The 21,081-nt window shown below is 52.4% G+C and carries 19 protein-coding genes; 12 read left to right on the forward strand and 7 right to left on the reverse strand.

Going from position 1 to position 21,081, the window contains the following annotated elements:
* The 4 genes from OB13_RS09495 to OB13_RS09510 all read left to right on the forward strand — a co-directional run.
* A partial coding sequence (locus tag OB13_RS09495) for a KH domain-containing protein (RefSeq protein ID WP_461489925.1) occupies positions 1-282 on the forward strand: 282 nt, incomplete at its 5' end.
* Between the two features lie 62 nt (positions 283-344).
* Positions 345-1,658, forward strand: a complete 1,314-nt coding sequence (der, locus tag OB13_RS09500) for a ribosome biogenesis GTPase Der (protein WP_461489926.1) — start codon at positions 345-347, stop codon at positions 1,656-1,658.
* Positions 1,659-1,729: 71 nt separating this feature from the next.
* A complete protein-coding gene (locus tag OB13_RS09505; RefSeq protein WP_461489927.1) occupies positions 1,730-1,918 on the forward strand; it encodes a hypothetical protein in 189 nt (62 codons plus the stop codon).
* A 199-nt stretch (positions 1,919-2,117) separates the two neighbouring features.
* Complete coding sequence (locus tag OB13_RS09510; protein ID WP_461489928.1) at positions 2,118-2,300, forward strand: hypothetical protein; 183 nt, start codon at positions 2,118-2,120, stop codon at positions 2,298-2,300.
* Between the two features lie 66 nt (positions 2,301-2,366).
* On the opposite strand, the gene OB13_RS09515 is transcribed toward OB13_RS09510, so the two are convergent.
* Positions 2,367-2,936, reverse strand: coding sequence for a hypothetical protein (locus OB13_RS09515; RefSeq protein WP_461489929.1), 570 nt, complete (start codon positions 2,934-2,936; stop codon positions 2,367-2,369).
* Between the two features lie 263 nt (positions 2,937-3,199).
* On the opposite strand from OB13_RS09515, the gene OB13_RS09520 reads away from it, so the two are divergent.
* Entirely contained in the window at positions 3,200-4,282 is a 1,083-nt protein-coding gene (locus OB13_RS09520) for a hypothetical protein (protein ID WP_461489930.1), read from the forward strand.
* Between the two features lie 63 nt (positions 4,283-4,345).
* On the opposite strand, the gene murQ is transcribed toward OB13_RS09520, so the two are convergent.
* The 4 genes from murQ to OB13_RS09540 all read right to left on the reverse strand — a co-directional run bounded on the left by murQ (position 4,346) and on the right by OB13_RS09540 (position 7,696).
* The gene (gene murQ, locus OB13_RS09525; RefSeq protein WP_461489931.1) at positions 4,346-5,167 is read right to left on the reverse strand and encodes an N-acetylmuramic acid 6-phosphate etherase; all 822 of its coding nucleotides are present in this window, start codon (positions 5,165-5,167) and stop codon (positions 4,346-4,348) included.
* Positions 5,168-5,215: 48 nt separating this feature from the next.
* Entirely contained in the window at positions 5,216-6,082 is an 867-nt protein-coding gene (locus OB13_RS09530) for a hypothetical protein (RefSeq protein WP_461489932.1), read from the reverse strand.
* Positions 6,083-6,146: 64 nt separating this feature from the next.
* On the reverse strand, positions 6,147-6,401 hold the full coding sequence (locus tag OB13_RS09535; RefSeq protein WP_461489933.1) for a cytochrome b5 domain-containing protein: 255 nt from the start codon (positions 6,399-6,401) through the stop codon (positions 6,147-6,149).
* A 143-nt stretch (positions 6,402-6,544) separates the two neighbouring features.
* Positions 6,545-7,696 (reverse strand): formimidoylglutamase, encoded by a 1,152-nt coding sequence (locus OB13_RS09540; RefSeq protein ID WP_461489934.1) that lies wholly within the window; start codon positions 7,694-7,696, stop codon positions 6,545-6,547.
* 242 nt (positions 7,697-7,938) lie between these two features.
* Between OB13_RS09540 and OB13_RS09545 the strand changes: the two genes are divergently transcribed.
* The 7 genes from OB13_RS09545 to OB13_RS09575 all read left to right on the forward strand — a co-directional run bounded on the left by OB13_RS09545 (position 7,939) and on the right by OB13_RS09575 (position 17,136).
* On the forward strand, positions 7,939-9,696 hold the full coding sequence (locus OB13_RS09545) for an AMP-dependent synthetase/ligase (protein ID WP_461489935.1): 1,758 nt from the start codon (positions 7,939-7,941) through the stop codon (positions 9,694-9,696).
* 207 nt (positions 9,697-9,903) lie between these two features.
* Positions 9,904-10,338: a MarR family winged helix-turn-helix transcriptional regulator gene (locus tag OB13_RS09550; protein WP_461489936.1), complete on the forward strand. Its 435-nt coding sequence runs from the start codon at positions 9,904-9,906 to the stop codon at positions 10,336-10,338.
* Between the two features lie 23 nt (positions 10,339-10,361).
* On the forward strand, positions 10,362-12,764 hold the full coding sequence (locus OB13_RS09555; RefSeq protein WP_461489937.1) for a 3-hydroxyacyl-CoA dehydrogenase NAD-binding domain-containing protein: 2,403 nt from the start codon (positions 10,362-10,364) through the stop codon (positions 12,762-12,764).
* Between the two features lie 66 nt (positions 12,765-12,830).
* Entirely contained in the window at positions 12,831-14,009 is a 1,179-nt protein-coding gene (locus OB13_RS09560; protein ID WP_461489938.1) for a thiolase family protein, read from the forward strand.
* A gap of 37 nt (positions 14,010-14,046) precedes the next feature.
* Positions 14,047-14,412 carry a four helix bundle protein gene (locus OB13_RS09565; protein WP_461489939.1) on the forward strand — a complete coding sequence of 122 codons (366 nt, stop codon included), beginning with the start codon at positions 14,047-14,049 and terminating at the stop codon, positions 14,410-14,412.
* 26 nt (positions 14,413-14,438) lie between these two features.
* Positions 14,439-16,229 carry an acyl-CoA dehydrogenase family protein gene (locus OB13_RS09570; RefSeq protein WP_461489940.1) on the forward strand — a complete coding sequence of 597 codons (1,791 nt, stop codon included), beginning with the start codon at positions 14,439-14,441 and terminating at the stop codon, positions 16,227-16,229.
* A 175-nt stretch (positions 16,230-16,404) separates the two neighbouring features.
* Entirely contained in the window at positions 16,405-17,136 is a 732-nt protein-coding gene (locus OB13_RS09575) for a glycosyltransferase family 2 protein (protein ID WP_461489941.1), read from the forward strand.
* Here the strand turns inward: OB13_RS09575 and OB13_RS09580 are convergent, their stop codons facing one another.
* Both OB13_RS09580 and recG read right to left on the reverse strand, forming a co-directional pair.
* On the reverse strand, positions 17,137-18,597 hold the full coding sequence (locus OB13_RS09580; RefSeq protein ID WP_461489942.1) for a hypothetical protein: 1,461 nt from the start codon (positions 18,595-18,597) through the stop codon (positions 17,137-17,139). It lies immediately after the preceding gene.
* A gap of 208 nt (positions 18,598-18,805) precedes the next feature.
* Complete coding sequence (recG, locus tag OB13_RS09585) at positions 18,806-20,902, reverse strand: ATP-dependent DNA helicase RecG (protein WP_461489943.1); 2,097 nt, start codon at positions 20,900-20,902, stop codon at positions 18,806-18,808.
* Positions 20,903-21,081: the final 179 nt, after the last annotated feature.

Genomic DNA, 21,081 nt, shown 5'->3' on the forward strand with positions numbered 1-21,081 from the left:
TATAAGAAAGAGATCCCCTACAGCTGTGAAGTTGTGGTGGAGGAATTTAAGGAAGAGGAAGAGATCATCCGTGTCCGTGCCGAGATCAGCGTGGAGCGCAAAAGCCAGAAAGGTATCGTGATTGGCAACAAAGGCGAGGCGCTCAAAAAAGTAGGCACCCAGGCCCGCCTGGACATGGAACAGTTTTTCCAGAAAAAGATTTTTCTTGATTTATACGTGCGCGTGAACGAGAACTGGCGAACCGACCAGAAGCTGTTACGCCGCTTCGGCTACAGCGAATAGCGCACCATAAAGCTTCGGGGCAAGGCGCTCCGGGGGCACTTTAACTATTTTATTTTTATTCGATGTCAACCAACATCATTGCAATCGTAGGCCGCCCGAACGTGGGCAAGTCTACCCTTTTTAACCGCCTGATTGGCAAACGCATGGCCATCATGGACAACGAGAGCGGCGTAACCCGCGACCGTAGCTACGGCCATGGCGACTGGACCGGCAAATACTACACTGTGATCGACACAGGTGGTTATGTGCACGGGTCCGACGATATTTTTGAAGGAGAAATCAACAAGCAGGTAGAGCTGGCCATCAACGAGGCCGATGTGATCCTGTTCATGGTCGATGTGGAAACCGGCGTGACCGGTCTGGATGAGGAGTTTGCCAACGTGCTGCGCCGCACCGATAAGCCCATCTACATTGTGGCCAACAAAGCCGACACCAACGCCCGCTCGCACCAGATGGGTGAGTTTTATGCGCTGGGTATAGGTATAGACATCTTCCCGGTTTCGTCGCAGAGTGGCTCTGGAACAGGAGAACTACTGGATGAGGTCGTAAAACACTTTAAGGATGAAGGCGTGGAGGATCCGGATGCCGGTATACCTCGGTTTGCCGTGCTGGGCCGCCCGAATGTAGGCAAGTCTTCGTTTGTGAACCTGCTGCTGGGCGTGGAGCGCAATATCGTGACGGACATTGCCGGCACTACCCGCGATGCCATACACTCGCGTTACAACGCCTTTGGCAAGGAGTTCATCATTGTGGACACAGCGGGTCTGCGCCGCAAAAGCAAAGTAAGCGAAGACATCGAGTTCTACTCAGTGATGCGCTCCGTGCGTGCCCTCGAGGATGCCGATGTATGCATCGTGATGCTGGATGCTACCCGTGGGGTGGAGTCGCAGGACGTGAACATCATCACGCTGGCCGAAAAGAACCGCAAAGGCATCGTGATTCTGGTGAACAAGTGGGACCTGGTAGAGAAAGATACGAATTCGACCAAAGAGTTCGAAGAGAAGATACTGGCTGCCATCGCACCGATCAAGTATGTGCCGGTGATCTTTACCTCCGTAGTGACCAAGCAGCGTGTACACAAGGCCATTGAGACGGCCATGGAGGTATACGAGCAGAAAACGCGCAAAATACCTACTTCTAAACTGAACGATCTGATCCTGCCGGACATCGAGCGTTATCCGCCACCGTCTGTGAAGGGCAAGTTCATCAAGATCAAGTATGTGACGCAGCTGCCGACGTTCAAACCTACGTTTGCCTTCTTCTGCAACCTGCCCCAGTATGTGAAAGAGCCTTACGCGCGCTACCTGGAAAACAGCATCCGGAAGCACTTTGGCTTTGAAGGCGTACCGATAAAAGTTTTGTTTAAGAAAAAATAAGTTTCGAAAATATTAACATATTTAAATATTGCGTATATTTGAAGCTTCATTTTCATAACTAACAAAACAACATGAAAAAGGTATTTGGTTTACTATTCGTTGCTGGTCTTTTCGCATTCGCTTCTTGCAATACTGCAGAAGAAACTGCAACTGAAGTTGAAACTACAGAGTCAGTAGAAGGCGTTGAGACAGAAGTTGACACTACTTCTGCTCCAGTTGACACAACTGCTGCTCCAGTTGACTCTACTCAGATCCAGTAGTCAACAGCAGTACCGAGGCATTTTCCGGTATCAACCGGGCCAAGTAAAAAAAGCACTCTTCGGAGTGCTTTTTTTATATATATCAAAACTAATAGATAGTACCTGCGTATTGCTTGGCATGCTACGGTGCAGCAGGTGGTGCCCGGGCATATTGGATTTTCAACCATTCATGTTCCACCAACACCTTAACTTTATACTTATGAAAAAGCCAATTTATCTTTTATTGCTTGCCGGTCTCTTTACGTTTACATTCGCTTCATGCGATTCTGCTCAGGAGAACAGAACGGAAGAAAACGCCGAAGAAATGGAAGATGCTACAGAAGATGCAGCAGATGACATGGAAGATGCAGCGGAAGACGATACTACCGCTGTAGTTCAGTAATCCGGCTATACCTTACTCAAACAGCAGGTCTCACAGCAGGCCTGCTGTTTTTTTATGCCCGGTTTCTTACGGGCCGAGGCGCTTTTGGATCATGCTGTTCACCAGGCTGAATAGCCGTTTGGGCGTGTAGGTCCGCCAGTGCACCTCATCCAGAGTGCCGCCATAGTTGATGTAGGAGTCAATGTTGTAGCTGCGCATTTCGTTCAGAACAAAGTCCTGAAAGCTGATGGCAGCGATCCAGCCTTCCTCCACATCCTCAAACCACTCTTCGTAGTAGTCATCTTCGGAGCCATGAAAGTTGAATACGTTTTCACCGATCAGGATAAAGTATTTTATACCTTCCTGCAACATGGGGTCTATGATGTTGCGTTTCAGGCTCATGATGTCGTTGTTGACGGCATCGTTCCACTCGCCGATAAACTCAATGATCGTATAGGCTTTGTCGTAGTCGGTGTAGAGGATCTTCAGGTATAGAGTTTCAGATTCGATGTCGTCCCACTGCGGATGGATGTAGTAGCCGTAAATGGTATGGGTATAGTGGGTGAGGCTATTCTCGGCGCCATAAAGCGGAGAGCGGGGATCCTCTGCAGCCGAATACAGCTCCAGCCAGTTGTAAAAAGGTTCGATCGTATGCATAGTCGTAAAATTGGCGGCCTTTGCTGTAAGACAGCTTTTGATTATCTACTTGAGGAAGAAAAACAAAGTTGGATAATTTTTGATGGATTCTGCGTCTTTTTAAAGACACGAACACCCTCCGGGCCGGAAGAAACTTGCCGGCTGCCCCAACTCTGCCATAGCATAGCAGGTATAAACGGATAGGATTTCAGCACGATCTATGCGAATGGCTTTAAATTAACGTTACTTAAAAATATGTTCTATCTGCTAACACCCTTAACTCTATGTCGTTGCCATTAAAATCTCACTTTGCGAAGGCTTATCTGCTTGTGCTGCTGTTACTAGCCTGTTCGGGCTTTGGCTATAAGGCGATCGCAAAAGCAGATTACGTAAAGGATTATCACCCCCTCATCCACCAGGCTGAAGTCCTGATCCAGGGAAAAGACTATGCCGCTGCCCTGGAAACTTACCGCAAGGCTTTTTCAGCTGTGTCCCGTCCTTTTGCCAAAGACTATTACAATGCGGCCACCTGCGCCATGCTGACCGAAGATGAGAAGCTGACCATGCACTACCTGGAAAAGCTGGTAGAGGCAGGTGTCAGCCTGGAGTACCTCGAGCAGCAGGAAGTATTTGTGCCGCTGCACGAGACCAAAAGCTGGAAAAAATTTATCAAGAAATACCCCAAACGCCGGAAGGCCTTCACGCAGAAAGCGGACCTGGATCTGCGTGCGGATCTGGATGAATTATATGCCCGTGATCAGTACTTTCGGCGGGCCAAGGGCGGGCTGAAGGTACACGGTGATACGCTTCGCAAGATAGAAGCCAACAACGTGAAGGTCCTGCTCGCCCAGATCAGCCAGTACGGCTATCCTGGTGAGGAATTGATAGGCGTAGCCGACACGTTGGAGCAACTGCCCCGCTTCAGCATCGTGATACAACGGCAGACAACTGCCAAAGGAGGATTTGACTTTACTTCTATCCTGACTCAGGCCGTGCATGAAGGCAGGCTGGAGCCACATGCCGCTGCCTACCTGATGGACCAGCAACAAGGCAAAAACCTGTACAGATCCAGAATACTGGTAAAGGTAAACTGCGACAAACCGAAAGAATGCGAATCGGATAAAGAACTGGAGAAAGTCAGCAACCGCTACCTGACCGAGAAGCTGAGCGAGAAAGAAGAGGAGAAAGTGAACGAAAGGCGGGCAGCCCTGGGCCTGGAGAGTATAGCGGACTACCGGACTAAAATGCGCTATGCTTTGGAAGATCCCCGCTTTAAGCTAGGGTATAGCTGGGCAGTTGCGAATTACCATGTGCCCAGCAAAGAAGCCGCTAGGGCACTGACGGAACGTCTGGTGCTGGCGGACTAGCCTAGCACTACACCAGTCAGACATAAAAAAAGCGGGGCAGCTACATTAGCTGCCCCGCTTTTTTTATGATTCGGAATCTTCGCCATTTCTGTAGGCCTCAATGGCCAGCCTGACACTCCCGTATTTCTTGAGTAAGGCAGCTGCTTCGGATTTACCTATCTGCAGCTCCTCCATCACCATGCGGGTGCCGCGCTCTACCAGCTTGTAGTTGGATAGTTGCATGTCTACCATTTTATTGCCTTTCACATGCCCCAGCTGCACCATGACCGCCGTAGTCAGCATGTTGAGCACAAGCTTCTGGGCCGTGCCGGCCTTCATCCGGGTACTTCCCGTCACAAACTCAGGACCTGTGGTCACTTCAACGGGGTAATCCGCGGCCGCTGCCACTGGGGTGTCGGCGTTGCAGACAATGCAACCGGTCGTGATGCCTTTGCTGCGGCACATTTCCAGCCCGCCGATAACATAAGGTGTGATACCGGAGGCGGCTATACCTACGACCATGTCTTTGTCTGTTATCTGGTGGTCCAGCAGGTCTTTCCAAGCCTGGGTGGTGTCGTCCTCGGCAAACTCCACTGCTTTGCGGATGGCGCCGTCGCCCCCTGCGATGATGCCGATGACCATGCCATGGGGCACGCCATAAGTAGGGGGGCATTCGGAAGCGTCCACTATCCCTAATCTGCCACTCGTGCCGGCGCCTATGTAAAAGAGGCGGCCTCCCTGGCGCAACCTGCTTACGGTAATATTTACCAGGGCTTCAACCTGGGGAATGGCGCGCTCTACAGTAAAGGGAACGGTTTTATCTTCCTGATTTATTTTTTCGAGGAGCTCCCGTACAGGCATACGCTCCAGGCTGTCATAGTTTGATGCAGATTCAGTAGTAGACACTTGTCAGTAATAAATGATGAACGCTTATTTTCCACTCTCGCCTGCAGGCTACGCCTTCGCGTCCTGCATTTTCAACAGCTCCTGGTGATAGTTGATCAGGCCCTCGCTCGGGCTTGTGATAATGACCCCGATATGAGCGCCATATTTCTTGGCCACCAGTTTGAGTGTATCAGCAAAGTGAAACGCGATAGAGCCCACAAAGTTTATGGGCAGCTCCCCAAACCCTTCATACTTGCTTACGTGGCGTTCAAAAAATTCTTCGAAGTTCTCATAGATCATCTCTTTGATAACCGGGTGCTTGCGCTTCTCATGCATGAATTTAGCGAAAGTAGCCAGGTAGCGGCTGGGGATGTCGGAGCTGTACACGGTATCGATGATGCCGTCTTTGGTCAGGTTATACTTGTTTTTCAACGACTGGGCCAATTCATCAGGCAGCTCCCGGTACAGGTAGGCTTTGATGAGCAACTTGCCCAGGTAGGCGCCACTGCCTTCGTCCCCCATCAGGAAACCCAGCGAAGGCACATTGTCCACTATCTGTTTGCCGTCGTAGAGGCAGGAGTTGGACCCGGTGCCCAGGATGCAGGCGATGCCGGGCAGGTGGCCGCACAAAGCCCGGGCTGCTGCCAGCAGGTCATGGTCTACATGGACTTCGCTTTGCGGGAAGGCAAGGTGCAGGGCGTCTTCCACACGCTTGTTGCGGTCGGGGGAGCTGCAGCCGGCACCGTAGTAATAAATGGTACTTATGTTTTTTTCTTTCAGCTGAGGGAGAAGCTCCTTCTCAAATATCTCGTAGATTTTTTCTGTTTCGAGGTACTGCGGATTAATGCCAAGGGTATTTACCTGTTCGTACACCTTGTTGGCATCGATGATGCGCCAGTCTGTCTTGGTAGAGCCACTATCTGCTATCAGAATCATTGTATTCGTGTTTATGGGTTTATCAGAAATCCTGCCCGGTGATGGGGTGCAGGTTTCTAGTGTTTTATTTTCGGTATACTGAATTTTTGATAAATCCGATCACCTCAAATTTATCAAAAACATACGCGGTATGGGGCGCGTCCTTGAGCTCTTCGGTCAGATCCTGTCCGGCCCAGTGCTCATAATGATTGCCGCTACGCCACAACCTCGATTTTTTAACATCATAGATCAAGCCTTTGTAGCCTATCCATACCTCATCCCGGTCCTGTCCGTTACGGGAGGCGAGCTGCTGCAGCGTATACTCCGGGAGATTTTCCATTAAGATAGAAATTTTATAAAAGCGACGTCGTAAAAAAAATAATGCAGTGCCACCGTATCTGCGGTAATCGCCACAGTATCAATATTTTTTATTTTTTTACAGGCAACGACTTTTTGTGTCAAAATCGCCTGTGCCGGTATACCTTAGCCGATGCGGGCCTGGGTGAGGATCCAGCGGTTGGGCACTTCGCCTTTGATGGCCTGCAGGTAATCTTCGTAGCTGCAGGGCACGATACGGGAGCCTTTGTTGCCGGAGAGGGCCTCTACTTCCAGCCACCATTTCTCGCTGTTCTTGCTCTTGTAAAATACCATCCGGTCGGGATCCTCGTTAAATGCCACGGCGTATTTGGTGAATTTGCTGCTGGTGAATTCCGTCTCATTTTTGCGGTGATAGAAGCCTTCGATAAAGTACCAGATCATGGTAGCGATCGTAGTGGCCGTTAATTCCCGCACATCCTGTTCCGGGTCGTACTCATAGATACCCAGGGAAGTCATGTTGTCGTTCAGGCCCGCATACCAGCACAGCTGGCAGGCTTCCTCTCCTGTCAGGCCAAACGTATTGGCGGGAGTATAGCCGGGCGCGTCCTGGTGGCGTATGGCCGAGATATCGAAGGTGAGCAGGTCAGCTATACGCACGACAGGCTCCATTTCCTGGATACTGCGGTGTACTTCTCCCAGTCGGTAGGCCTCAAAATGCAGTTTCTCCAGGGTCCCCATCACTTCCGGATCCACCAGGTAAGACTGGTACCCGATCTGGCCAAGGCTGAAAAGGTAGTTGGGTTCGTGCATCAGGATCTGGCGCAGCTGTTTTTTGTTGGCTGGTGCGTCGGGGTCTTCTGTCATGTCTACGCTGCTGTCCACCGTGACCATGTTCACGACGCGCTCCAGGTGCTCGTATCCCATGTACTGCCCATACTCCAGGTCATGGGAGCCGCCTATGATAATGGGGATGGTGTTGTGCGAAATAAGCACCTCTACTATTTCCTTCAGGCGCAGATAGGTATCCTCCAGGGTGATGCCCGGGCGCAGGTTGCCCAGGTCCACGATGTGTCCGCGTCCGGTGCCTTTGTGCAGGCTGTATAGTTTCTTGCGCACAGCACGGGCAGCCGTGATGCCTTTCTGTTCTTCTTCTCCGCGGCCTCTTCGCTCGCTTATGCCTAAGATAGCCAGATCAGCGGAGCGCCAGTCTGGAAAACTCCCGGTAAAGCGGCCGATGTAAGCCCCCAGCGTGCGGGGCTTGTCCAACAGGGCAAAGATGTCCTCGTTAAGGGGCTCAAAAAAGATAGAAAGGTTCATAGAGTATGTACTGAGACGCCAAATATACTAAAAATGGAGGTGTTGTGATTGCTCACACGGTAAGTATCCCTTTTTATCGCAAAAAGTTCTATAAATATAAGATATCACAAATATTTGTATCCTGTTAAGTAGAAGTTTCAGTAAAAAATAATTAAAATGCAGTTAATAAATGCCGTATAAATCCCGATTTCGACTTTAACCGGGGTTGTATGCACAAGACTCACACTAACTCTAGCAGCACGATGAATATAACCAGGACACTTGACCTGTTGCCTTTTCAGCTTCAGAACTCGCCCAAGCCAGACTGCCTGGCTTCTAAAGTAAACGGACAGTGGGTGAAATACAGCACACAGGATGTGCAGGACATTGCCAACCAGGTAAGTTTAGGTCTTTTGAAGCTGGGATTAGGCAAAAATGATAAGATTGCCATTATCTCCCTGAACCGTCCGGAGTGGGTGTTTGCCGACTATGGCATTCAGCAGATCGGTGCGATCAGCGTACCCATGTACCCGACCATTACAGTGGAGGATTACCGCTACATATTCAATGACGCCGAAGTGAAGGCGGTATTTGTCTCCGACAGCGAACTATACAACAAAGTAGTGGCCGCAACAGCGGGTATGGAAGGCATAAAGGAGATCTATACCTTCGATGAGATCCCGGGCGCCAGCAACTGGAAAGAAGTAGTGGAGCTGGGCAAAGGAGAAGATCCGGCGCAACTGGAGCCACTCAAGGCAGCCGTCACGCCCGATGACGTCCTGACCATCATCTATACCTCCGGCACCACCGGCAATCCCAAAGGGGTGATGCTGACGCACGAAAACCTGGTAAGTAACTTTATGGGGGCTTTCCCCTATGTGCCGGTGAATGCGACACACCGCGCCCTGAGCTTTCTGCCGCTCTGCCACATATTTGAGCGGATGCTGCTATACCTGTACATGCGCATCGGGGTTTCTATTTACTATGCCGAAAGCATTGAGAAAGTAGCCGACAACCTCAAGGAGGTGCAGCCGCACGTGTTCACGACGGTGCCGCGCCTGCTGGAGAAGGTATACGACAAGATCGTAGCCAAAGGAATGGAGCTGACAGGCGTGAAGCGCAAGCTGTTCTTCTGGGCGCTGGAGCTGGGCCTCAAGTACGATACCCGCGAAGACCAGGGCTGGTGGTACAACAAGCAGCTGGAGCTGGCCAATAAGCTTATTTTCAGCAAGTGGCGCGAAGCCCTGGGAGGCAACGTGATCGCCATCGTATCGGGGGGAGCTGCCCTGCAGCCGCGCCTGGCGCGCGTGTTCTGGTCTGCCAACATCCGCGTGATGGAAGGCTATGGCCTGACAGAGACTTCTCCGGTGATCACCGTAAACCGCTACGAGAAAGAGAACAATGTGATTGGTACCGTAGGCCTGCCGATCGATCAGGTAGAGGTAAAGATAGCCGAAGACGGTGAAATACTGACCCGCGGACCGCACGTGATGAAAGGCTACTACAACAAGCCCGAGCTGACAGCAGAAGTGATAGACGGGGAAGGCTGGTTCCATACCGGTGACATCGGCGAGTTCGTGGATGGGAAGTACCTCAAGATCACGGATCGTAAAAAAGAGATGTTCAAGACCTCAGGCGGTAAGTATGTCGCACCGCAGCCGATCGAAAACAAGCTGAAGGAATCGGTTGTGATTGAGCAGGCCATGGTCGTAGGGGCAGGCCAGAAGTATGCCGCTGCCCTCATTGTGCCTGCCTTCCTGGGGCTGCAGGACTGGTGTCAGCACAAAGGCATTAAGTATACCTCGGATGAAGAGATGATCAAACTACCCGAGATCGTGGAGAAGTATAAGCGGGAGGTGGAAAAAGCAAACGAAGGGCTGGCCCAGTACGAAACCGTTAAAAAGTTCAAGCTAATTCCCCGCATGTGGACTGTAGAGACGGGAGAACTGACGCCTACCCTCAAAGTCAAGCGAAAAGCGATCTCTACCAATTATCAGAAAGAAATAGAGAGCATGTTTTAAGATTTCTGTGTCAACAAAAAACCCTTTCCCTACCGGAAGGGGTTTTTTGTTGGTAACCAGGCTAGCAAGTATACCTATACTCTGGCGACCGGTAGTGTCTCTTTTTTTGCAGATACATCAGGACGGTGAGGCGGGTAAACATTTTTTCGCCAAAATAGTATGCAAGCATAACATATTTGTTTATATTTGGTATAAACACTTTACTACATGAAGCCTGAAGAAACAGTAGATTATAATGTAAAGGTATGCTGGCACGCTATTTCGCGTATGTACAATACAGAGGCAGCCAAGAATGATATTACCACTTCTATCGGATTTGTATTGCTTAACATCAACCAGGAAACCGGTACGCCTGCCACCAAGATCGCTCCCTTGCTGGGGCTGGAGGCCAGGAGCCTGACCCGCATTCTGAAGAGCATGGAGGAAAAAGGCCTGATCTATAAAGTTTCGGATGACCGGGACAAGCGCCTGGTGCGCATTTTCCTGACGGAGAAAGGGCTGGAGAAGAAAGAAGTGTCCCGCAAAACGGTGCTTCATTTCAACTACAAGATGCAGGAAGCCATTCCGCAGGAGGAACTGGATATGTTCTTCCGGGTCACAGGCCGCATTATCCATATGATCGAAAACAAAGAGATTTTCTAACCATAGACCATCAAACTTTTTCTATGAAAAGAATTATTAAGAAAGTAGCTGTGTTGGGCTCCGGCGTAATGGGCTCCCGCATCGCCTGCCACTTTGCCAACATAGGCGTGCAGGTGCTGCTGCTGGACATTGTGCCCAGAGAACTGACGCCGGACGAAGAGAAAAAAGGCCTGACGTTGGAAAGCAAAGCCGTTCGCAACCGCATCGTCAACAATGCGTTGCAGGCCGCCATTGCCTCTAATCCTTCTCCGCTATACCGCAAAGCGGACGCCCGCCTGATCCAGACCGGTAACTTCGACGACAACATGAAGGACATCGCCACGGCCGACTGGACCATAGAGGTTGTGGTGGAGAATCTGAAAATAAAGAAAACGGTATTTGACCAGGTGGAGCAGCACCGCAAGCCGGGCACCCTGATCACGTCCAATACGTCAGGTATACCGATTCACCTGATGCTGGACGGCCGCTCCGGTGACTTCCGCAAGCATTTCTGCGGCACGCACTTCTTTAACCCGCCCCGTTACCTCAAACTCCTCGAGATCATCCCAACCCCGGAAACGGACCAGAGTGTGGTGGATTTCCTGTTGCATTACGGCGACCTATACCTGGGTAAGACCACGGTGCTGGCCAAAGATACGCCGGCCTTCATCGCCAACCGTGTCGGCATATATGCCATCATGCAGGGACTGCAGGTGATGAACAAACTGGGCCTGAACGTGGACGAGGTAGACCGTATCTCCGGCCCGATCATTGGCCGTCCGAAGTCTGCGACTTTCCGCACGCTGGATGTGGTAGGCCTGGATACGCTGGCGAACGTGGCCAATGGCCTGTACCAGACAGGTGAGCAGGATGAGTCCCGGGACCTGTTTCAGCTGCCGGGCTACCTGCAGCAAATGATCGAAAACAAATGGCTGGGCGACAAGACCGGACAGGGTTTCTACAAGAAGACAAAAGATGCCAAAGGCAAGACCGAGATCCTGACGCTGGACCTCAGCACGCTGGAGTATGGACCGAAGCAGCGCGCCAAATTCCAGAGTCTGGAAGCGCTGAAACCCATTGAGGACCTGAAAGCGCGCGTAAAGGCTTTCTCGAGGCAAAACGACAAAGCCGCTGCTTTCTTTAATGAGTCGCTCTACGGACTTTTCCAGTATGTGAGCAACCGTATACCTGAGATCTCGGATGAACTCTACCGCATCGACGATGCCATGCGCGCTGGTTTCGGCTGGGAACTGGGGCCGTTTGAGTACTGGGATGCGATCGGCGCACGCGAAGGCTTGCAGCGCATGACAGAAGCAGGCTACCAGCCGGCTGCCTGGGTCGAGGACATGCTCAGCCACGGCAAAGAGTCTTTCTACATTGTGCAGGAAGGCAAGCGCCGCTACTACGATATCCAAAGCAAAGAATACAAAGCTATACCTGGCGCCGAGAACTTCATCATACTCGATAACCTGCGCAGCAACAAAGTGGTCTGGAAAAACTCCGGCGCTACCATCATCGACCTCGGCGACGGTATCCTCAACGTGGAGTTTCATACCAAAATGAACACCATCGGCGGGGATGTGGTCCAGGGGCTGAACAAAGGGATTGAGCTGGCTGAAAAGGAATTCAGAGGTATGGTCGTAGGCAGCGATGCCGCTAACTTCTCTGCTGGTGCCAACGTGGGGTTGATCTACATGTATGCCATCGAGCAGGAGTACGATGAGATCAACTTCATGATCAAGCAGTTCCAGGATACCATGATGCGCATGCGCTACTCGGCTATACCTGTAGTGGGTGCGCCGCACGGCCTCACACTGGGCGGTGGCTGCGAACTCAACCTGCATTGCGACCATGTGCAGGCGGCAGCCGAGACTTACATGGGGCTGGTAGAGTTTGGTGTGGGCCTGATACCTGGCGGTGGTGGTACCAAAGAGATGACTTTGCGGGCAGCCGAACTATACGAAGACGGCGACATCGAATACAATACACTCAAAAACATCTACCTCAACATCGGTATGGCCAAGGTGTCCACTTCGGCTAAGGAAGCGGTGGAGCTGGGGTATATGCGCGCAAGCGATGGCATCACCCTCAACAACAACCGCCTGCTAGCGGATGCCAAGGCACAGGCCATACTGTTGGCCGAAGCAGGGTATACCCAGCCTGTAAAAAAGACCAGCATCAAGGTACAGGGCAAAGGCGCCTTGGGTATGTTTTTGACAGGAGCCAATGCCATGATGACCGGCCGCTATATCTCAGAGCATGACCGCAAGATCTCAGAGAAGCTGGCCTACGTGATGTGCGGTGGCGACCTGTCTGCCCCGACAGATGTGAGCGAGCAGTACTTGCTGGACCTGGAGCGCGAAGCCTTCCTGTCGCTGACGGGGGAGCGCAAAACGCTGGAGCGAATCCAAAGCATCCTGACCACCGGCAAGCCGCTGAGAAATTAATGCTTAATGAATAATAAGGTTGAAAAATCAACAATCAACCATTTAACAATTTAGCAATCAGAAAATATGAACAATGCATATATCGTAGCCGGGTTTCGTAGCGCAGTAGGCAAAGCCGGGCGCGGCGGCTTCCGGTTCACCAGACCCGATGACCTGGCCGCCGATGTCATCAAGCACCTGTTAGCAGCTGTGCCTTCACTGGACCCGGAGCGCGTAGACGACCTCATCGTAGGCAACGCGGTGCCGGAAGCGGAGCAAGGCCTGCAGATCGGCCGTATGATCGCGCTGCTGGCCCTGCCTTTGTCCGTTTCGGGCATGACGGTGAACCGTTACTGTGGTTCCGGCGTGGAAACGATCGCCATGGCCTGCAACCGGATCGCAGCAGGTATGGCGGAATGTATCATCGCGGGAGGCACGGAATCTATGTCGATGGTGCCCACCGTAGGCTGGAAGACCGTACCGAACTACAACATCGCCAAAAAGAATCCGGACTGGTACCTGAGCATGGGCCTTACCGCTGAGGCAGTGGCCGCAGACTACGGTGTGACACGTGAAGACCAGGACGAGTTTGCCTACAACTCCCACCAGAAAGCCATCAACGCCATCAAAAACGGCTATTTCAAAGAGCAGATCGTGCCGATCACGATAGAGGAAAATTACATCGATGAGAGTGGCAAGAAGAAAACCCGCTCTTACGTGGTCGATACCGATGAAGGCCCACGTGCCGATACCTCCCTGGAGGCGCTGGCCAGGCTGAAGCCTGTGTTCTCGGCAGGAGGTTCGGTAACGGCCGGTAACTCCTCCCAGACATCGGATGGAGCGGCCTTTGTGATCGTGATGAGCGAGCGCATGGTAAAGGAGCTGAACCTGGAGCCGATCGCCCGCCTGGTGAGCTATGGTACCGGCGGTGTGGATCCCCGCATTATGGGTATGGGACCGATCGCTGCTGTGCCAAAAGCTTTGAAAATGGCGGGCATGACGCTCAACGACATCGACCTTATCGAGATGAACGAGGCCTTTGCGGCCCAGTCCATTGCGGTGATGCGCCACCTGGAATTTGATCCGGCAAAGCTCAACATCAGCGGCGGAGCCATCGCCCTGGGGCACCCGTTGGGCTGTTCCGGCGCCAAACTCAGCATACAGCAGTTTCACGAACTGCGCCGTCTCGGCAAGAAATACGGTATGGTCACGGCCTGCGTAGGCGGTGGTCAGGGTGTAGCCGGCATCTATGAGCTTTTAAAATAGTAGTTAGAGGTTAGATTTTAGATGTTAGACTTAGCACATGCATAATTTTAGAGAACTAAAAGTTTGGCAGCGCTCAATGGAGTTAGCAAAAACTGTCTATGAGACTACCGCTACCTTTCCGGCATACGAAAAATATGGTCTTACATCTCAAATCAAACGTGCCACTGTTTCAATACCGTCAAATATTGCTGAAGGTGCTGGCCGAAATTCTTATAAAGAATTTGGCCAGTTTTTAAGCATAGCATTGGGCTCTGCATTTGAGCTCGAAACGCAGTTAATTTTAGCCAACTCTTTTGGTTTAATAAATGACACACAGCTTGAAATGCTTTTAAAGCAGTTGGAGCAAATTCAAAAGATGATCAATAGCTTCAAAACTACTGTGTATAAAAAGTCTAATGTCTAATATCTAGTATCTAAAATCTAACCTATATGGAAAACGTAACTAAAACCGCTAGCATCCAGGGTGGAGAGTTCCTGATAAAGGAAACCAATCCGCAGGACGTGTTTATACCTGCCGAGTTCAGTGAAGAGCAGCGCATGATGGCGCAGACCTGCCTGGACTTTGTGCGGGAGGAAGTTAATCCGCTGCTCGAGCGCCTCGACAACCACGAAGAAGGCTTGATGGAGGGCCTGATGAAGAAGGCAGGCGAACTGGGGCTGTTTGCAGTGTCTATGCCCGAGCAGTACGGCGGCCTGAACATGGACTTCAACACCTCGCTGCTGGTAACCGAATCAGTAGGCGGAGGGCACTCTTTCCCGGTAGCCTTTGCGGCGCACACAGGTATAGGCATGCTGCCCATTCTGTACTTCGGTACGGATGAGCAGAAAGAGAAGTACCTGCCCAAGCTGACTTCCGGTGAGTGGGCGGCGGCGTACTGCCTCACAGAGCCGGGCTCCGGCTCCGACGCGCTGGCTGCTAAGACCAAAGCTGTTCTTAATGAGGCGGGCACCCACTATGTCCTGAACGGGCAGAAAATGTGGATCACCAATGCGGGCTTTGCAGAGGTATTCATTGTATTTGCGCAGGTAGATGGCGACAAGTTCACCGGCTTTATTGTGGAAAAAGGCTATCCCGGCCTGAGCCTTGGCAACGAAGAGCATAAAATGGGTATAAAAGGCTCCTCTACGCGTCAGGTATTCTTCTCCGATTGCCAGGTTCCAAAAGAGAACGTGCTGGGCGAAATCGGCAAAGGCCACCTGATCGCTTTCAACATCCTCAACATTGGCCGTATCAAGCTGTGCGCGGCCACGCTGGGTGCCTCCAAAAAAGTGGCAGACCTCTCGGTGAAGTATGCCAATGAGCGCCAGCAGTTCAAGCTGCCAATTGCTAAGTTTGGCGCCATCCGTCACAAGCTGGCAGAGCAGGCGATTCGTATTTATGCGGTGGAGTCGGCGCTGTATCGCTGTGGTATGGACATTTACCGCAAGGAGCAGGAACTGCTGGCAGCCGGCAAAGGCGAGAACGAAGCCATGCTGGGAGCCGCACGCGAATTTGCCGTGGAGGCCGCCATGCTGAAAGTGGAAGGTTCTGAAGTATTGGACTACGTGGTAGACGAAGGCGTGCAGATCTACGGTGGCTATGGCTTCTCGGCCGACTACCCGATGGACCGCGCTTACCGCGACTCCCGCATCAACCGCATCTTCGAAGGCACCAACGAGATTAACCGCATGCTCACCGTGGACATGATCCTGAAGAAGGCCATGAACGGGGAGCTCGACCTGATGGGACCAGCCCAGTCGGTGCAGCAGGAGCTGATGGCTATACCTGATTTTGGCTCGGAGGAAGAAGGCCTGTTTGCGGCAGAGCACAAGGCCATCCGCAACCTGAAAAAAGCCATTCTGATGGTGGCGGGTACCGCCGTGCAGAAGTACATGAACTCGCTGGCCAAAGAGCAGGAAGTCCTGATGAACATCGCCGATATGGCCATCAAAACCTACGTGGCGGAATCGACCTTGCTGCGTGTGGAGAAACTGGTCGGTATGAAGGGCGAAGAAGCCGTGTCGAACCAGATTGACATCGTGCGCGTGACCTTAAACGACGCTGTCGATACAGCCTATCTGGCCGGCAAGGATGCCATTGCATCGATGGCAGAAGGCGACGAGCAGCGACTGTTGTTCATGGGGCTGAAGCGCTTTACCAAAAAAGACCTCTACAACACCAAAGAGGCACGTCGCCGCATAGCAGCTGCTTTGATTGAAGCGAATGAATTTGTGTATTAGATTCTGACAAATCTATAGTTTTGGAAAGGCTGCCTCCTGAGGGGGTAGCCTTTTTGTTTTTAGGGTATGTTTACCCGTAAATATTAATGATTGGGAATATGCACAAATGGCTATAGGATAGTGTTTTCCGTACAATAAAAGACGCCGCAATAAAAGCAAAACACATCGTCCATTTATGAAGGTATCGTGTCTTATTCCCATTTACAATGAGCGGGAGCGCATAGCTCAGGTGCTGGAGGTCATTACAAAGGTAAAGCATATAAGCCAGGTAGTGTGCGTCGACGATGGCTCTACAGACGGTACGGCTGCCTTTGTAAAAGCACAGTGGCCCAGAGTGGAAGTGCTGCGCCAGGAGGAGAACAAAGGAAAGGCGGCGGCTATAAAACACGGGCTCGAACTTGTCAGGCATGAGCTTGTGCTGCTGATGGACGCCGACCTGCAGGGGCTGCAGCTGCATGAACTGGAAGAGACAATTGATGCCTTCCGGTATAGCCCGGACGTTGACATGCTCATCCTGCGCCGTATCAATTCGCCCTGGTTTGTGCGGTGGTACCGGAGTGATATCCTGCTGTCTGGGGAGCGCCTGTTATGCAAGTCTGACCTGGAGGAGGTGCTGTCACAGCCGGTGGCGCGTTATCAGCTGGAGGTAGCCATCAACCGCTACATGATCAACCGTCGCAAAGTGGTGCGCTGGATGCCCTGGTCAGCCATGAACACCTATAAGGTAGATAAGCTCGGAGTGCTGGAAGGCTCCCGCAAGGAGTTCGGCATGTACGTCGAGATCGTGGACTATGTCGGGTTTATGCACATGCTCGTGCAGCTGAGTTCCTTTACCCGCAAACTCCGGAAACAAAAAAGCGCGACCGGTTCACAGTCGCGCCTTCTGCAGGGTATGAAACTCTTCTAATTACTTTATTTGAAGCCTGCGCAGCTGCAGGCCGTTTGCCTTTTTGGAAGGGCGTACGACCGCTACCAGGTCTTTGTCTGTCAGCCAGGCGGTGAAGTCCTTCACATAGGCCACGTCTTTGTCATCGGCCACCTTCAGTCCGGCTGCCCTGGGTGCTCCTGCCTTGCCATTGCTGGTATCAATGCGGCGCAGGTATAGGTCGTGCTTTCCTTCCAGTTCTTCCAGCGTGAGCAGGTGCAGGGAGTTGCCTGCGAGGTTATATCGGTAGGAGATGCCGGTGAAAGCCTCGTCAGCCGGTGCTTTCTGGTTCTTCATCAGCACCGAGCTCCAGGCGGTTCCCATGTATTCGTCGTAAGCGAAAAGGTGTATCTCGCGGGCAAAGTAAGGAGAGTTCTCACCGCCTTCCATGTATTTCTTTTCTGCCAGCACGATCAGTTTGCCATCCGGTGTCAGGATCAGGTCGGAGAGGTAAATGTCTTCCAGGCGCGTGGCTTTGGGAGCACCGCTTTTGTCCAGGCTGTTCACGCTGGCCAGGTACTCCGGCGAGAATTTAAACTCCTCTGCAAATACCATGTCCTCCTTCTCAAAATCGAACTTTACCGCTTTCAGACTGTAGTAGGCACCGGTCTTCTCATCGGCTGTCAGCACGGCGCCGTACAGGTTGCCGTTGGGCTGCAGGCCATACTTGCTGTCCACGATGTAGACCTTCTTGCCGTCAAACACACCGCCCACCAGCACCGACATCACCTTGGCCTCCGGCGATTGAATTTTATACTGCCTTACCGTAAGCCGGTTCATGTTTTCGGAGATCAGGCTGATGAACTGGTCACCGGCATTGTTGAGGATGACTTCTGCCGACAGAATGCCGCGCAGGTCGCTCAGGTTGTAGCTGGTATCTTTTAGCTTCTGAAGTTTGCCGTCATACAGGCTTCCGCTGATGCCCCGCAGCACCTGTTTGCCGTCAGTGCTATACCTGTAGGCCAGTAGTTTGGTGCCGTCCGGCGAAGTGGCTATACCTGCTTTGCGGTCTTTGGCAGGCGCTTCCAGCAGGAGGGCCGGAGCTTCTTTCTGGCCATTGCGCAGGTCCACCTGGTGGGCGTAGAGCTGCTGCGTGCCGTTGCCGTTGTCCCGATGCGTGACCAGTATGGCCGCTTCTCCGTTCTGCACGAAGGCCTCCACTGATTCCGTACCGGTAACAGGTATAGCAGCAGCCCAGCTCTTTTTCAGGGCAGCGTTATACTTCTCGATGGCATATTCGCCGGGCGCCTCTTTGCTCAGCACGATAAATTCAGTGGCGCTCAGGGGCAGGGTTTTGTTGCGGATGCTCTGGTTATACTGGTCTTCGGTGTTATCGGGGAGGTAGCTGAAAGGTATGGCGGCCTTTTTGCCCTGGGCTGTAGCAGGTGAGGCTGTCCATAACAGAGCCAGCAGCAGAAGCGGAAGTAGGTGTCGTGTTTTCAAGGTATAGAATATGGTATTTTAGAACAACGATCGTAGAGTAAAGAAATGCATAAAATTGATGCAAGCGGACGTTTTTTGCAAATAAGAAAAAAGACCGTACTTGTTTCGCGTGGAACTTCTCAGGCCATACCTAAGGCAGGAACGTTCAAAGAAGTGCTTTGCCTATAAAGTCCGGTTTAAGGTACTTATACGAAGCATACCTGGCAGGTTAGCTGATCCGGCTCCAGTTGACGGCGTTTACGCTCAGCGACTTGATATGGCGCAGGATGTTCTGGTTCTGAGGCTGCTCCAGCTGTGGGTCCTCGTTGAGTACGCGCTGTGCTGCGGCCCGTGATTCCTGCAGGATAGGCGCATCCTTGGCCAGGTCCGCGATGAGCAGGTCGAGCACGCCGCTTTGTTGCGTGCCCATCAGGTCACCCGGTCCACGCAGTTTCAGGTCAATGTCCGCTATCTCAAAGCCGTTGTTGGTGCGCACCATCGTTTCCAGTCGCGTCTTGCTGTCTTTGCTCAGCTTATACCCGGTCATCAGGATACAATAGCTCTGCTCTGCTCCCCGACCTACGCGCCCCCGGAGCTGGTGCAGCTGCGAGAGACCAAAACGTTCGGCACTTTCAATGATCATCACCGAGGCATTGGGCACATTCACCCCTACTTCGATCACCGTGGTAGCCACCATGATCTGGGTTTCGTTCTTCACAAAGCGCTGCATTTCGTAATCTTTGTCCTGGGCCTTCAGTTTGCCATGCACCATGCTGACCTGGTACTCCGGGAAAGCCCGGCGTACGCTCTCATAGCCATCCGTCAGGTCTTTGTAATCCATGCCTTCCGACTCTTCTATAAGCGGGTAGACGATGTATACCTGGCGGCCGAGCTTGATCTGGTCGCGCACAAACTGGAAAACGCGCAGCCGGTGGCTGTCGAAGCGGTGCACGGTCACGATCTCCTTCCGGCCAGCCGGCATCTCGTCTATCACCGACACGTCGAGGTCGCCGTACAGCGTCATGGCCAGGGTGCGGGGGATGGGCGTGGCCGTCATCACGAGCACATGCGGAATAATGCGCGGGTTCTTGCGCCACAGCTTGGAGCGTTGCTCCACCCCAAAGCGGTGCTGCTCATCCACGATGCAGAGGCCCAGGTTCTGGAACTGCACCACATCCTCCAGCAGCGCATGCGTTCCTACGATCATCTTCATCTCTCCGGAGCGCAGCTGCTCATGCAATACTTTGCGGTCCTTGGTTTTGGTAGAACCTGTCAGCTTGCCCAGGTTGATACCCAGCCGGTCAGCAAAGGCCTTCAGGCCGGTGTAGTGCTGGTCGGCCAGGATCTCGGTAGGCGCCATCAGCACCGACTGCGCCCCATTGTCAGCCGCGATGAGCATGGTGATAAAGGCCACAATCGTTTTGCCGGAACCCACATCGCCTTGCAGCAGGCGGTTCATCTGCTTGCCGGCCGTCAGGTCTTTGTAAATCTCCTTCACCACCCGCTTCTGCGCATTCGTCAGGTCAAAGGTCATGTGGTTTTTGTAGAACTCGTTGAGGGTAGGCACCTGGCCGAATACCTGCCCCGCCAGCTCGGCGCGGCGTACGGTCTTCTGGCGCAGCAGCCGTAGCTGTACATAGAAGAGCTCTTCGAATTTGAGCCGGAACTTGGCCGCATTGTATTTTTCCACCGATTGCGGAAAGTGGATGTTGATCAGCGCATCACGCTTGCTCATCAGCCGGTAATGGTCAATGAGCTCCGGCGAAAGTGTTTCCTGGATGTTAGGTATAGCCACTTTGAGCAGCAGCTCCATCATGCGGGAGATCACCTTGCTCTCAATGCGGAAGGCCTTCAGCTTCTCGGTGGTGTTGTATACCGGCTGCAGAAAAGCAGTGGTCTCTTTCTCTTCTGCCAATTCCTCCAGCTCCGGGTGCGCCATGCTGAACTTGCCGTTGAACGCCGTCGGCTTTCCGAATACGATATAGTCGGTGTGGTTCTTGAGCGACTTCTGCATCCACTTCACGCCCTTGAACCAGACCAGGTCTAGCTCATTGCCCTCTTCATCTACCAGTGTGGCGGCCAGGCGCTGCTTCCGGCCTTCGCCCAGCACTTCTTTCCCCTTCACGCGTCCGCGCACCTGCACGTACGGCATGCTTTCGTCCAGTTCTGCTATTTTGTAGAACTGTGTCCGGTCAAGGTAGCGGAAAGGGTAGTGCTGGATGAGGTCGCCGTAGGTATAGATGTTGAGCTCCTTTTGCAGCAGCTCAGCCCGCTGCGGCCCCACCCCTTTCAGGAATTCGATCTTGGTATGGAAGAAGTTGCTCAATGGCGTTGGCTAGAGATGTGTTGATCTTACAAAGATAAAAGACTGGAGGTTAAAAGGCTGTACCAGCAGGGATAAAAGTACTGAATAACTGTAGGCTAAGCTATTTCTACTCTTGCTCCGTTGTGTAGTTGGGGCTTCGTTATACCAATACCTGCTTTGTAGCTGTAGCTTAACCTGAC

It is taken from the genome of Pontibacter sp. HJ8 (genome assembly GCF_054824225.1).